We start from the raw sequence: 14104 nt of genomic DNA, 5'->3' as shown, positions 1-14104 counted from the left end.
GTCATTGGCGTGCGCGTCCGCGACATCGAGCGCCTCGCGCAGGTCGACCCCCTCGCGCCTCCGCCGACCATCCCCCGCCTGGTCGTCACGGGCATGCTCCAGTCGCTCGGCAGCCCCGGGATCATGCTGCAGCTGTGGGGCGAGGGGATGTCGGACCCCGAGGTCCACGCCCTCGCCTACGAGGTGATCCTGCGGCTGCGCGAGGCGCTCACCGCGTACGTCTCGCTGTGGCACCAGCGGACGCACGGGACCTCCGCCGACGACGCCGACGTGCTGGCCGCCGAGCAGGTGCCGCTGCTCATCTCCGCGGTGCAGGGCTACGTCGTGCAGGCGTCGATCGTGCCGGACTTCGATGCCGAGGCCTACCTGGCGAGCGTGGAGAAGTACCTGCCCCGCTGAGCGGTCAGGGGATCTGGCTCGCCCGGAACTCGTCCTCGAGCAGCGACATGATGATGCCGTCGCAGTAGCCCGCACCGTCCCGGTAGGCGTCGCGCTTGCGACCCTCGACCCGGAACCCGAGGTTCTCGTAGAGCGACTTGGCCCGGGCGTTGATGCTCAGCACGTCGAGCTCGACCCGGTGCAGGGCCAGGCCGTCGAACGCCAGCCCCAGGATCAGCTGGATCGCCTCGGTGCCGTAGCCGCGACCGCGGTAGCCCGGGCGCATCGCCAGGCGCAGGTTCGCGGACCGAACCACCTCGTCGATCTCGTTCAGCACGATCTCGCCGAGGTACTCGTCGGACCCGTTCGCGGTCACCGCGAGGTCGATCCGGCCCTCGACCGACGAGATCGTGGCGCACCAGTCGTCGATCTGCTTCCGCGTGAACACCTGCGTCGTGCCCGTGAGGCGGTTGCCCTCGGCGTCGTTGACCGACTCCCACAGCGCGTCCGCGTCGCTCGCCCGGATGGGGCGGAGCGCGATCATCTCGCCCTGGAGCGTGGGCTTCTCCATCGCTGCCTCCTGTCGCCGATCGCGAACGCTACGGCGTGGGTGTGCCAGGGACGTTACCGGCGGATCACGGCGCGCGTCCGCCGGAACGCCGCAACGTCCGCACTCGAGCGGGCTCTGACCCTCTCGAGTGCGGACGTCGGGGTGTCAGGAACCGATCCGCTCGAGCAGCAGCTCGCGGACGCGGCCGGCGTCGGCCTGCCCGCGGGTCGCCTTCATGACGGCGCCGATGATCGCRCCGACCGGGCCGAGGTTGCCCGACCGGATCTTCTCGGCGATGTCCGGCTGGGCCGCCAGGGCGGCGTCGATGGCCTCGAGCAGCGGGCCGTCGTCGGACACGACCTCCAGGCCGCGCGCGACGAGCACCGTCTCCGGGTCGCCCTCGCCGGCCAGCACGCCCTCGAGCACCTGGCGGGCCAGCTTGTCGTTGATCCGGCCGTCGTCGACCAGCTTCTGCAGCTGCCCGACCTGGGTCGGCGTCACGGGCAGGTCCGCCAGCTCGACCTCCTGCTGCTTGGCCGTGCGGGCCAGCTCGCCCATCCACCACTTGCGCGCGGCGGCCGGGCTGGCCCCCGCGGCGATGGTGGTCTCGATGAGCTCCACGGCGCCCGCGTTGACGACGTCGCGCATCTCCGCGTCGGCGTACTCCCACTCGGCCTGCAGCCGCCGGCGTCGGGCGGCCGGCAGCTCGGGCAGGGCGGCGCGGATCTCCTCGACCCACGCGCGGTCCGGCGCGATCGGGACCAGGTCGGGCTCCGGGAAGTACCGGTAGTCCTCGGCGTCCGACTTCACGCGGCCGGACGCGGTCGTCCCGGTGTCCTCGTGCCAGTGGCGCGTCTCCTGGATGATCGCGATGCCGTCGTCGAGCACGCCCGCCTGGCGGCTGACCTCGTAGCGCACGGCCCGCTCGACCGACCGGAACGAGTTGACGTTCTTGGTCTCCGTGCGGGTGCCCAGCGGGCTGTCCGCAGAAGGCCGGATCGAGACGTTCACGTCGGCGCGCACGTTGCCGCGCTCCATCCGCGCCTCGGAGACCTCGAGCGCCCGGAAGATGTCGCGCAGCGTCTGCACGTAGGCGCGCGCGACCTCGGGCGCCCGCTCCCCCGCCCCAGTGATCGGCTTGGTGACGATCTCCACCAGCGGGATGCCGGCCCGGTTGTAGTCCACCAGCGAGTACTCGGCGCCGTGGATGCGACCGTCGGAGCCGCCGATGTGCGTGTTCTTGCCGGCGTCCTCCTCCATGTGCGCGCGCTCGATGTCGACGCGGAAGATGCTGCCGTCGTCCAGCTCGACGTCGACCCAGCCCTCGTAGGCGATGGGCTCGTCGTACTGCGACGTCTGGAAGTTCTTCGGGACGTCCGGGTAGAAGTAGTTCTTCCGGGCGAACCGGCAGGTCTCCGCGATCGAGCAGTTCAGCGCGAGCCCGATGCGGATCGCGTACTCGACGGCGACCGCGTTGACGGCCGGCAGAGCGCCGGGCAGACCGAGGCTCACGGGGGTGACCTGCGTGTTCGGCTCGGCGCCGAACGTCACCTCCGCACCGTCGAACATCTTGGTGCGCGTGCCCAGCTCGACGTGCACCTCGATGCCGATGACCGTGTCGTAGCGCGCGACGGCGTCGTCGTAGTCCACCAGCGTGCTCATCGTGCGACCTCCAGCTCGGGGGCCTTCAGCAGCAGCGGGCCGCCCCACTCGTTCTCGAGCAGCGCCTCGAGCGCGGCTCCGACCCGGTACAGCCGGTCGTCGGCCTTGGCCGGGGCCAGCACCTGGAACCCGACGGGCAGGCCGTCGTCGGACAGCCCGCTCGGCAGCGACAGGCCCGGCACGCCCGCGAGGTTGGCCGGGATGGTCGCCACGTCGTTGAGGTACATGGCCAGCGGGTCGTCCAGCTTCTCGCCCAGCTTGAACGCCGTGGTCGGCGCCGTCGGGGAGACCAGCACGTCGGCCGCCTCGAACGCGGCGGTGAAGTCGCGCTGGATGAGCGTGCGAACCTTCTGCGCCGAGCCGTAGTAGGCGTCGTAGTAGCCCGCCGACAACGCGTACGTGCCCAGGATGATCCGGCGCTTGACCTCGTCGCCGAAGCCCTGGCCGCGGGTGGCGGCCATGACGCGCTCGGCGGTCGGGTTGTCCTCGGGGATGACGCGCAGACCGAAGCGCATGCCGTCGAACTTGGCCAGGTTGCTCGACGCCTCGGCCGGGAGGATCAGGTAGTACGCCGCGAGCGCGTACGTGAAGTGCGGGCAGGAGACCTCGACGATCTCGGCGCCCGCACCGCGCAGCAGCTCGAGCGACTCCTCGAACCGCGCGAGCACGCCGGGCTGGTAGCCCTCGCCCTGCAGCTCGCGGATGACGCCCACGCGCACGCCCGACAGGTCGGCCTTCGCACCCTGCTGGGCGGCGGCGACGAGCGCCGGCAGCGGCTCGTCGATCGAGGTCGAGTCGCGCGGGTCGTGGCCGCCGATGAGCTCGTGCAGAAGAGCCGAGTCGAGGACCGTGCGGGTCACGGGACCGGCCTGGTCCAGGCTCGAGGCCAGCGCGATGAGCCCGTAGCGGGACACCCCGCCGTAGGTGGGCTTCACGCCGACCGTGCCGGTGACGGCGGCGGGCTGGCGGATCGAGCCGCCGGTGTCCGTGCCGATGGCCAGCGGCGCCTCGTACGCGGCGACGGCCGCGGCGGACCCACCGCCGGACCCGCCGGGGATCCGGTCGAGGTCCCACGGGTTGTGCGTGTTGCCGTAGGCCGAGTGCTCCGTCGAGGAGCCCATCGCGAACTCGTCCATGTTGGTCTTGCCCAGGATGGGCAGGCCCGCGGCCTTGAGCTTCTCGACGAGAGTCGCGTCGTACGGCGGGATCCAGCCCTCGAGGATCTTCGATCCCGCGGTGGTCTCCAGGCCCTTGGTGACGACGACGTCCTTGACCGCGATCGGCACGCCGGCGAGCGCGTGCAGCGACTCCCCGGCTGCCCGGCGCGCGTCGACGTCGGCGGCCGTCGCGAGTGCCGCCTCGCCGCTGACCTGCAGGAACGCGTGGATCGCCCCGTCGACGTCGGCGATCCGGTCGAGGTGCGCCTGCGTCGCCTCGACGCTGGACACCTCCTTCGCGGTCAGCTTGTCCGCGAGCGCCGCGGCAGAGAGGCGGACGAGGTCGGTCATGAGTCCTCCCCCAGGATCTGCGGCACGGCGAACTTGCCGTCGATCTGGGCCGGGGCGGACGCCAGCACCAGGTCCCGGTCGACCGGCGTCACGGGGACGTCGGGACGGAACACGTTGGTCAGCGGCAGGGGGTGGCTGGTGGCCGGCACGTCGGGCGTGGCGATCTCGCTCACGCGGGCGACCGACTCGACGATGACGTCGAGCTCGCCCGCGAGGCGGTCGAGCTCCGCCGGTGTGAGGTCGATCCGTGCCAGGCCCGCCACGCGCGCGACCTCGTCGCGAGAGAGGGTGGACATGGCTCGGAGTCTAGTCGGGCCGGGCGTCCGGCCCGGCGCGAGCTGAGATCTCGACCGTGCGCTCGAGCCGCCCACCTTGTGCTGCCCGCCGACGGCGGAGGAACATCTCCTCGACGACGCGGAGCACAGTCGTACTGGTGCACGTCGGAGCTGCGGTGAGCGGGTCGACAGGATGAACAGCACGGAAGCGTCTCGGGCGCTCATGGCGCGCTACTTCGGGGACCTGAAGGACGGTGACCTCGGCCGCCACCTGACCGAGGACGTCACCTGGACCAACGAGGAGACGGGCCAGCGACTCCAGGGCCGGGCCGCGGTCACCGCCTTCGTCCGCACGCTGCACGTGCAGATGGGCGAGCTCAAGACGCGCACCTACATCGTCGAGGACAACGCCGCGATGATCGAAGGCGACTGCCTGCCGGCCGTCGCTGGGGCCCTACCAGCAGACCGGCTCCCTTACGTCGTGGTCTACGACCTCAGGCCTGACGGCATCGTCGCCATGAGGTTGTACATGTCGATCACGCGGTTGCCTCTGGGTTCGCAGTCGCGGGACGCTCACCCCGCCCCGCCGCACACGTGAGTGCCGGGTACGGCTAGATCCGCCCGGCCKCCGCCAGGACGAGGGCCAGCAGTGCCTGGGCGTAGGCGTCGGCCGCCTCGTCGGCGCTGAACACCTGCTCGGGCCGGCCGGCGACCTCGATCAGCACCTGGTACCCGCCGTAGGTGGACCGGGCGAGGCTGCGGAACGTGCCGCCGAGCAGCTCGCGCAGCTGGTCCTCGCGCGGCAGCCACAGGGCGTCCTCCTGCGCCACCGAGTCGAGCGCCCACTCGGTCGTGCCGTTGAACCCCAGCACCGTCCCGGTCGGGTAGTCGTGCGGCTCGACCACCATGTCGGAGATGGTGAACACCTGGTCGTCGAGCGTCTTGACCGCGAACCGGTCACCGGGGCGCGGGTGCCAGCGCAGCCCTGCCTCGTGCAGCTGCTGTGCGATCACGCCCGAGATCATCAGACCAGTATCTGTCGCCTGCGGCCCCGTGTCCTGATGGTCACCAGCGCCGCTCCGCCGACCAGCAGCAGGAGCGCCAGCACGGCGACCGCCTGCGCGTCCGCGCCGGTGGCGGCGACCGCCGCTGCGGGGACGACGACGGTCGCGTCGTCCGTCACCGGGGCGCAGTCCGGGCAGGACTCGGGCGGCTGGCCGCCGCTCGCCGCGGCCACGTTGGTGATCGACGTGCTCGGCGGCGCGGTCAGGCTCGTCGCCAGGGCGATCGGCGGCGCCGCCTGCCCGACCGCGAGCTGGTCGGGGTAGGTGCAGGTCACCGTGTCGGCGAGCGAGCTGCAGGTCCAACCCGTGCCTGTCGCGCTCACGAACGTCATCCCCTCCGGCAGGTCGTCGGTCACCACGACGGGGGCGGTGGTCACGTTCGGGCCGAGGTTCGTCACGACGATCTGGAAGACCGGCAGCATCCCGGGGAGGCCGACGACGTCCTTGGTGATCGCCAGCTTCGCGAGCGGCAGCACGTCGACGGTGTCGGTCGCCGTGTTGTTGTCGGGGTCGACATCCTCGCTGGGCGTCGTCACCGTGACGGCGTTGGTCACCGACGGGTACGCGTCGGGCTGCACAGCAACGACGAGCGTGATCGCGACCGGGGTGTCGATCCCGATGCCGTCCGCGAGGGTGCAGGTGACCGTCTGGCCCGTCGCGTCGCAGGTGACGCCGTCACCCGTGCCCGAGACGTAGGTGACGCCCGGGGGCAGCGTGTCGGTGACGGTCACCGGACCCGGGTCGGGGGTCGGACCGTTGTTGGTGACCCCGATCGTCCACGTGCCGTCGCTGCCGACGACGAACGGCGCGTCGTGCGTCTTGGTGACCGCCAGGTCGACCTGGGGCGGGACGCCCACCCGGTCCCGCGCCTCGTTGTCGCCGCGGTTGTCCCCGGTGGTGCTCGTGTCGACATCGGCGACGTTGTCGACGCTCGGGTACGCCTCCGGCCCGACCGTCACGACGACAGCGACCGGCGGGGCGAACGTCCGCGGCGCCAGCGGCGTCGCGTAGGTGCACCGGACGATCTGGAGCAGGGCGTTGCACGTCCAGTCGGTGCCGGCGGCCGAGACGTAGGTCAGGCCGGCCGGCAACGGGTCGGTGATCACGACGTCGCGAGCCTCKGACGGCCCGGCGTTGCGGGCCCGCAGGTTGAACGTCACGTCGTCGCCGATGCGCACCGCGCCGGCGTGGGTCTTGAGGAGGGAGACGTCGGCCGTGGTCACGACGAGCACGTCGTCGGTGGCCGTGTTGTTCGGCAGGACGGGATCGGTGGTGGTCGAGCTGCCGACCGCGGTGTTGGTGAACGTGCCGTCGTCGACGGTCGGATCCACGAACGCGGTGATCAGCAGGTCCGGCGCAGCCGCTCCGGACGCCAACGACGTCACGTCGTCGAGGTCGCAGACGACGGTGGTGGCCGCGCCGTCCGGCGCGCAGGTCCACGGCCCCGCCGACGACACGAACGTCATGCCGGCCGGCAGCGTGTCGGTCACCTCGATCGGCCCGACGGCGTCGGACGGGCCGTTGTTGGTCACCCCGACCGTGAACGTCACGGTCTCCCCGGCGTTCACCGGGCCGGCCGGGTGCGTCTTGGTCACCGCGATGTCCGCGAGCGCGTCGACCGTGATCGTGGCGTCGGACGTGTCGTCCGCCGGGTCGTCGCCGGGCGTCKAGGTGGCCACCGTCGACGTGTTGGTGAGGTCCGTGTCCTGCGGGACGTTCGGGTCGATCGCCGCCGTGACGGTGATGACGCTGGTCGTCGGCGGGTCGCCCGCGGCCGGGGCCGGGAACGTCGGCCGGTCGCAGACGACCTCGTCCGGCGCCACCTGGCACGTCCAGCCGTCGCCCGTCGGCCCGACCGCCGTCAGCGCCGTGAGGCCCGCCGGGAGGTCGTCGACCACGTGCACGTCGTCGGCGTCCGACGGACCGGCGTTGCCGACGGTGAGGGTGTAGGTGACCTGCTCACCGGCGACGAACGGGCCCGGGCCGGACACGTCCTTGACGATGCTCACGTCGGCCGCGTCGACGACGGTGACGACGTCCGAGGCGTCGTTGTTGGTGAGGTCGGGATCGGTCTGCGGCCCGTCGACCGAGCCCTGGTTCAGCAGCACGCTGGGCCCGGCGTCGGCGGCGATGCGCACCCTGAGGGTGATCGGCGGTGCGAGTGCCGGGGCCGCGGGCGAGCCGCCGGCGATCCCCGCGGCGCTCGTGCACGTCACCGTGCCCGCGTCCTCGGTGCAGACCCAGCCGGTGCCGGTGGCGGACACGTAGGTGACGCCGGCCGGGAGCCCGTCGGCCACCACGATCGGTCCGACGGTCGCCGACGGCCCCAGGTTGGACACCTGCAGCGTCCAGTCGAAGAGGTCACCCGCGGTGGCCGTGCCGGTGTGCGACTTGGCGAGGGCCAGGTCGGAGACGGACGTGAACGAGGTGTCGTCCGTGTCGGTGTTGTTCACCAGGTTGGGGTCCGGCGTGGGCGACGACACGGTCGCGGTGTTGACGAAGCTGCCCGAGCCGAGGTCGGGCGCGACGCTCACGCTGATGCTCACCTGCGTGGACGCACCCAGCGCGAGCGGCGCCGTGCTCGTGCAGGTGACCGCCTGTCCGGCCGCGGAGCAGGCCCACGTACCCGCCGGGTCGACGATCCCCGCGAACGTCAGGCCGACCGGCAACGTGTCGGCGATCGTGAGGTTGGCGGCCGCGTCGGACGGTCCGTTGTTCACCACGGCGAACGTGTAGGTGTTCGTCGTCCCGGCGACGAAGGTGCCGGTGTGCGTCTTCTGGATCGCGAGGTCCGCCGACGTGGTCACGGGGAACGTGCTGGTGGCGGTGTTGTTGGCGGGGTTCGAATCGGGCGTCGTACCCGACACCACCGCCGTGTTCGTGAGGTTCCCGGTCACACCGGGTGCGATGTGGGCCACGACGACGATCTGCGGTGCCACACCGCCGGACGGCAGCACGGTCGACCGCGTGCAGGTGAACGTCTGGCCGGTCGCGGTCGCCGGGCAGGACCAGCCGATGCCGACGGCGGAGACATAGGTGGTCCCTGCGGGCAGCGTGTCCGTGACGGTGATCACCGGCTGGGAGTCCGACGGACCGTTGTTGACGACGCCGATGGTCCACACGGTGTCGCCGCCGGCGACGCCGGGACCGGCGTGGGACTTCGTCACCGCCAGGTCCGCGTCGGTGGTGACCGTCGCCGCGTCGGTCGTCGCGTTGTTCGCCGTGCTCGGGTCGTACGTCCGCGCGTTGGCGGTGGCGGCGTTGGTGAAGGTCGTGCCGCTCGGCGTCGTCGTCGGGATCGACGTGACCACGGTGATCACGGGGAACGAGGCCCCGGACGCGAGCGTCCCGGGCGAGGTGGTCCGGGCGCAGGTGAGGACGCCCGAGACGGGCGCGCCGCACGTCCAGCCCGTGCCGGTCGCCGAGACGAATCCCGTGCCCGGGGGCAGGGTGTCCGTGATGACGAACGGTCCCACGGCCGTGTTCGGCCCGTTGTTGCGCACGGTGACGGTCCACGTCGCGTTGCTGCCCGCGACCACCGGCGTCGCGTGCGTCTTGGTCACCTGCAGGTCTGCCGAGTCGATGCGCGTCTGCGCGGTGACCTGGCCGTTGTCGTAGTCGCCGTCGGCGTTCCCGGTCGCCCCCGTCGCGTCCTCGCCCTGCACCCGCGCGCGGTTGACCTGCGGAATCGTCGACCCGACCCCCGGAGCCGTCACCACGGCCGTGGTCGGCCGGAGCTGGAACGTCATGCTCGCCGTCTGGGTGGGCTGCAGCGTGCCGAGGTCGGACCACACCGCCACGCCCCCGCCGATCACCGGGTCGGCGTGCGGGACGTTGGTGCCGGCGGGCGACGTCAGCTGCGAGGTGCCCGGCACGTACTCCCAGCCGGCCGGGAGGACRTCCGTGATGTCGATACCGAACGCCGGGGCTGAGCCGTCGTTCGTCGTCGCGACCCGCCAGGTGAAGGGCGACCCGATGTACGCGGGCGCGGCCGAGACCGCGGTCTTGGTGGTCTGCAGGTGCGGGAACGCCGGGGCGACCTGCGCGGTCGCCGTCGGACCGACGTAGACGCGACCGCCGGACTCGAGCGACTCGTAGTTGGTCACCTGCACCGAGTTGACCAGCGCGGTCGGGTCGAGGAGCTCCGACGGCGCCAGCGTGGCGACGTAGGTCACCGTCACGTCGGCGCCGGGCGGGTAGGCGATCGCCAGGCCTCGGGTGTCCCAGGTGATCGTGCCGCCGCCGCGCACCGGGTCGTCGCCGGTCAGCACGCCGCCGAAGCTGATGCTGTCGGGGTCGACCACGACACCCACGGGCACGGTGTCGACGAGGACGCCGTTCCACGAGTCGCTCGACGTCGGGTCCGCGGAGTTGTGGGCGGTGATCGTGTACTCGAACCGGTCCGCGGGCCCGGGCGTCGGGTCGTCGGCGACCTTGTCGATGGTCACGTCCGGCTCGATCACGGTCACGGTCGCGCTCGCGGACGGACCCGTCGCGTCGAACGTCGCGCCCGCCGACTCCGGGTCGTCGTTGGGCCCGTCGGCCGTGACGTTCCAGGCCGTGTGCGCCGTGTTGGTCAGCGTGACACCGGCGACGTTGCCGGGGACGTCGGCGATCCTGCCCGTGTACGTCGCGGAGACGATGCGCAGGTCGGGGCTGGGCGCGAGGTCACCGAAGTTCCAGCCGACGATCGTCGACCCGCCCGGGCCGGCGGCATCGTCCAGGCGGACGGGAACCGTGCTGCACGGGACGACCGGCGTGGAGAACACGAGGCACTCGTAGCTCGTGATGGTCTGGTCGACCACGCCGGCGGGCAGCTGGTCGATGATCGAGGCGTCGTAGAACGTCGTGTTGGGGACGATCAGGACGTCGACCCGCCACGTGACCACCTGGCCGATCGTCGCCCGCTCGGGCGAGACCGACTTCACGATGTTCGCCCCGAAGATGCGGACCTCCGAGCTGGCCGTGGCAGTCCCGGTCCGCTCGTCGGGGTTGTCCGGGGCGGTGGGGCCGGTCTTGCCGTCGTCCAGAGTCGAGCCCGAGAGGGTCACGTTGTTCACGTACGACGTCCCGGCCACGGCGTCGATCGGCAGGGTCGCCGTGTAGGTCCGCGTCGCGGTCGCACCGGGCTCGATCGTGTCGACGACCCAGACGAGCGCGGTGGTGCCGGCGGCGCAGCCGTTCGACGGACCGCCCGGCGCCGCAGGCCGGCCCGCGTCGGTCCCGTAGGCGTCGAAGGTCATGCCCGCCGGCAGGCAGTCGACCAGGAAGGTGTCGTGCAGGGGCGTGCGCGCCGTGCCGCTGCCGTCGGTGTTCACGTTGCTCGCGGTGAGGGTGTACTCGACGGTCGTGCCGCCGGGCACCGGGCTGTCGGCATCGTTCGACTTGGTGACCTCCGGCCGCGGCTGGCGCATGGTGATGGTCCACGACGCCGTCGCCGGCGGCAGGGCCGAGCCGCCCTGGGTCGCGAGGCTGTCGAACCGGGCGGTGTTGATCGCCTGCAGGTTGTTCTGCGACGCGCTCATCGCGTCCGTCGTCACCCTCGCCGTGAGGACGACCTCGAAGCGCTGGTCGACCGCCGTGGCGTTGTTGTACGTGGGCGGGAAGGTCACGGTGCCGGTGTCCGGGTCGATCGTGACGCCCGCGGGGACCTGCGCGGTCGCCGCGCTGTCCGCGTCGGGGTGGTAGGTCAACGTCGCGTCCCCGACCTGCACGAAGCCCGTCGGCAGGGGGTCGCGCAGCACGGCGTCGAACGCGGCCGTGCCCGCGAGGATGCGGACGCCGTAGGTGTACGTGACGAGCTCGCCGATGGTCGCCTGGTTCTCCAGGTCGTTGTTGGTCTCCACGATCGACGTCGTCGCGGACTTGTCCACCTCCGGCCCGGGCACCCGCACGTTCGACGGGTCGGTGGCCGCGGGCGCGTCCCACTGGGTGGGCAGGACGGAGAGGTCCACGTTCTGCCGCGGGTAGAACGTCACGGTCCCGCCGCCCGGCACGTTGGTCAGTGCCTCGTAGCTGCGCACATAGGCGGTGTCCGTGTAGACGGTCCCGACGCCGGCGGGGTCCGGGATCGTCGTGTCGTACAGGATCGACTGCGTGGCACCGGGGCCGATGCCCTGGCCCGAGAGGTCCGGCTGCGAGCCGTCGATCGGGAAGACCACCTGCAGCAGGCTGAGGTCGGCCGCGCCGAGGAACGCCGGCCGGCCGGGGTCGCCGGGGTCGCTGCAGGTCACGGTGGGTGCCGCGGCAGGCACGGGGTCGAACCGCACGTTGCCGATGTCGGCGCAGGTCAGCTGGACCGGGAGCTTGTCCCAGACGTTCAGCGCGCCGACCTCGTAGCCGTTCGCGGTCCCGGCCACGCCGTCGTTGGTCACGTCGATGCGGAACGTGGCGACGGACGTCGCGCGCACCTCGGAGCCGTCCACGTTGCTGTTCACGCCGTTCGGGCCACTGGCCGGGGCGCTCACCGACTCGACGCCCTTGACCACCCGCACGGGCGGGACCGGGGCGGTCTCGCCGATCAGGCTGTCGCGGAACGTCCCCGCGATGCCTGCCGAGTTCTCCGCGCGCAGCTTCATGAGGTTCGACCTGGTCAGCGCCGTGGTGCCGGGCGCAGCCGTGGTGACGTTCGCCTGGATCACCGCGGCAAACGTGGCGCCCGCCGCGACGAACCGGTTCCCGGCCGGCCCGGCCGTGCCGATCGCGAACTGCACGGCCGTCGCGCTCGACGTCACGGTGAACGGCGCGCCGGCGTTCGTGATCGCCGCCGTTGCGGAGCCCGCGACGTACGTCATGCCGGGCGGCAGGAAGTCGGTGACCTGCGGGTTGCGGGTCTCCGTGAGGTCGGAGAAGTCGACGGTCAGCGCGTAGCAGACGCGGTCACCCTTGCGGAACTGGGTCTCCTGCGGGGGGAACGACGCCGGTTCGCCATACAGGCTCACGTCGGTCGGGCAGGTGCCACCCGAGATCGACCGCGGGGCGATCAGCTTGTCGATCGACTCCGAGCCCGTGGTCAGCGTCCACGAGGACGTGTCCTCGACCTGGACCGTGCCGGTCTCTCCCGTGCCGGCGACCGGTGTCGTCGTCGCCGTCAGCGAGGCGTGGTTGGTGAACGTGTCACCGGTGGCGGTCGCGGCCCCGACCAGCGAGCCCCCGAGGTACTCGGGCAGCATCGCCGCGGAGTACGAGACCCTCGTCGTCGCGTCCGGACCCTCGGCGATCGGGTCGAAGGTGATGTCGAAGGTGCCGTCCAGGTTCTGCGTGGCGGTCGCGATCGGCACGGTGGGTGTGGGCGCTCGGCCGCCGTCGCACGCGGGCAGGGAGCCGATCGAGTAGTTGGTGCCAGGTCCGCCGAGCGGGCACGTGCCGTTCGGGAGGGTGTCGGCCAGGACGATGTCGGACGCGCTCACGTACTCGCTGGACTCGACGGTCAGGGTGTAGCGGACGACCCCTCCGGACAGGAACTCGGACCGGTCCGCGGTCTTGCGCATGCGGACATCTTCGACCGACACCGTCTGCGTGTCCGAGGCGGCGACGGTCGCCGGGACACCCGGCGCCGTCGCGCCGGCGAAGGTGCCCGTCACCTGCGCCACGTTCGTCGCCGACAGCTCCGTGCCGGTCTCCCGGGTGGACGCTCCTGTGTTGTTGTCCAGGTTGGCGGTCTGCAGCAGGCCGCCGGGTGCGGGGTCGGGGAACATGACGTTCTCGCGCAGCGGGACGCCGGCCGCGTAGCGGAGCGTGAAGCTGCCGGACGCGGGGATGTCGGGGATCGCCCACTCGACGCGGGTGTAGACGCCGGCCGGGTAGGTGGTGGTCCCGTTGGGCGGTGGGTCCTGCACCGTGGTCACCGACGTCGGCGTCAGGCAGTCCGGCGGCACTGGGGTCGCCGTCAGGGACGGGGCGCCCGGGTACTCCGGGCCGGCCGAGTTGTCGACCCCGCCGCAGCCGAGGAACTCGAGCCGCGCCGGGAGGTAGTCGGTCACCACCAGGTTGCTGCTGCCGCCCGACGGCGCCGCCTCGATGGTCAGCGAGTACACCGTGGTGTTGTCGTGAACGCCGCGCAGCAGCTCCGCCTCGGGGCTGGGCTCCTCCTTGGTGATCTGCAGCGCGGAGATCACCGTCGTCGTCGGGTTGGAGCTCGCCGTCTCCGTCGCCGTGCCCGGCACCAGGACGCCCGTCTCGTCGAACTCCGGCGCGACGAACGGGTCCGTGCTGGAGTAGACGTCGGCGGTGTTCTCGACCGTGGTGCCGACCGGGTACAGCGCCGGGTCGGGCAGCACCTGGAACGTCAGGACGGTCGAGCCGTTGACGGACAGGTCCGTCACGTTGCTCCAGGTCAGCGTCGTCTGACCGGTGTCCGGATCGACGACCTGGGCCGGGTCGCCCGCGCCCGTCGGTGTCGTCGACCCGCCGACGTACGACACCCCGGCCGGGATGACGTCGCGGAACCCGAGGTTGTACTCGGGCACCGCGTCGGGGTTGCTCGGCGGGTTGGTGACCGTGAGCGTGTAGGTGATCGGCTCCCCCGCCAGGACGTCGCCCGGCGCCTCCTTGGTGAGCTGGATCCCCGGTGCGGCGACGGCCGCGGTGATCGGCCCGAACAGCACCGCGACCAGCGCGAGCACGCTCATCACAGCGGTCGTGCGCATCCGCCGGGTGCGCACGTGG

Annotated in this window: 7 protein-coding genes and 1 pseudogene; 2 read left to right on the top strand and 6 right to left on the bottom strand. The window is 71.9% G+C overall.

Going from position 1 to position 14104, the window contains the following annotated elements:
* Positions 1-399: pseudogene (locus ACXJKG_RS12745) on the top strand (hypothetical protein); the annotation flags it as partial.
* Positions 400-403: 4 nt separating this feature from the next.
* On the opposite strand, the gene ACXJKG_RS12740 reads toward ACXJKG_RS12745, so the two are convergent.
* From ACXJKG_RS12740 to gatC, 4 genes are all read right to left on the bottom strand, one after another.
* Positions 404-949 (bottom strand): GNAT family N-acetyltransferase, encoded by a 546-nt coding sequence (locus ACXJKG_RS12740; protein WP_456846130.1) that lies wholly within the window; start codon positions 947-949, stop codon positions 404-406.
* Between the two features lie 144 nt (positions 950-1093).
* Positions 1094-2590, bottom strand: a complete 1497-nt coding sequence (gene gatB / locus ACXJKG_RS12735; RefSeq protein WP_456846129.1) for an Asp-tRNA(Asn)/Glu-tRNA(Gln) amidotransferase subunit GatB — start codon at positions 2588-2590, stop codon at positions 1094-1096.
* A complete protein-coding gene (gene gatA / locus ACXJKG_RS12730) occupies positions 2587-4098 on the bottom strand; it encodes an Asp-tRNA(Asn)/Glu-tRNA(Gln) amidotransferase subunit GatA (protein ID WP_456846128.1) in 1512 nt (503 codons plus the stop codon). Before gatA ends, gatB begins: the two co-directional genes overlap by 4 nt.
* Positions 4095-4394 (bottom strand): Asp-tRNA(Asn)/Glu-tRNA(Gln) amidotransferase subunit GatC, encoded by a 300-nt coding sequence (gatC, locus tag ACXJKG_RS12725; RefSeq protein ID WP_456846127.1) that lies wholly within the window; start codon positions 4392-4394, stop codon positions 4095-4097. The genes gatA and gatC overlap by 4 nt, the downstream gene beginning before the upstream one ends.
* Before the next feature lie 172 nt (positions 4395-4566).
* Between gatC and ACXJKG_RS12720 the strand changes: the two genes are divergently transcribed.
* Positions 4567-4971 (top strand): nuclear transport factor 2 family protein, encoded by a 405-nt coding sequence (locus ACXJKG_RS12720; protein WP_456846126.1) that lies wholly within the window; start codon positions 4567-4569, stop codon positions 4969-4971.
* Positions 4972-4984: 13 nt separating this feature from the next.
* On the opposite strand, the gene ACXJKG_RS12715 is transcribed toward ACXJKG_RS12720, so the two are convergent.
* Positions 4985-5398 (bottom strand): pilus assembly protein CpaE, encoded by a 414-nt coding sequence (locus tag ACXJKG_RS12715; RefSeq protein WP_456846125.1) that lies wholly within the window; start codon positions 5396-5398, stop codon positions 4985-4987.
* Entirely contained in the window at positions 5398-14085 is an 8688-nt protein-coding gene (locus tag ACXJKG_RS12710; protein ID WP_456846124.1) for a hypothetical protein, read from the bottom strand. The genes ACXJKG_RS12715 and ACXJKG_RS12710 overlap by 1 nt, the downstream gene beginning before the upstream one ends.
* Positions 14086-14104 lie beyond the last annotated feature (19 nt).

The sequence above is a fragment of the Cellulomonas sp. P5_C6 genome (genome assembly GCF_054049635.1).
Note: the sequence above shows the minus strand (reverse complement) of the source record. Positions and strands in the feature narration are given on the sequence as shown.

Coding starts and splice junctions, on each gene's coding strand:
- ACXJKG_RS12740 (WP_456846130.1), bottom strand. CDS start 949: ATGGAGAAGCCCACGCTCCAGGGCGAGATGATCGCGCTCCGCCCCATC.
- gatA (WP_456846128.1), bottom strand. CDS start 4,098: ATGACCGACCTCGTCCGCCTCTCTGCCGCGGCGCTCGCGGACAAGCTG.
- gatC (WP_456846127.1), bottom strand. CDS start 4,394: ATGTCCACCCTCTCTCGCGACGAGGTCGCGCGCGTGGCGGGCCTGGCA.
- ACXJKG_RS12720 (WP_456846126.1), top strand. CDS start 4,567: ATGAACAGCACGGAAGCGTCTCGGGCGCTCATGGCGCGCTACTTCGGG.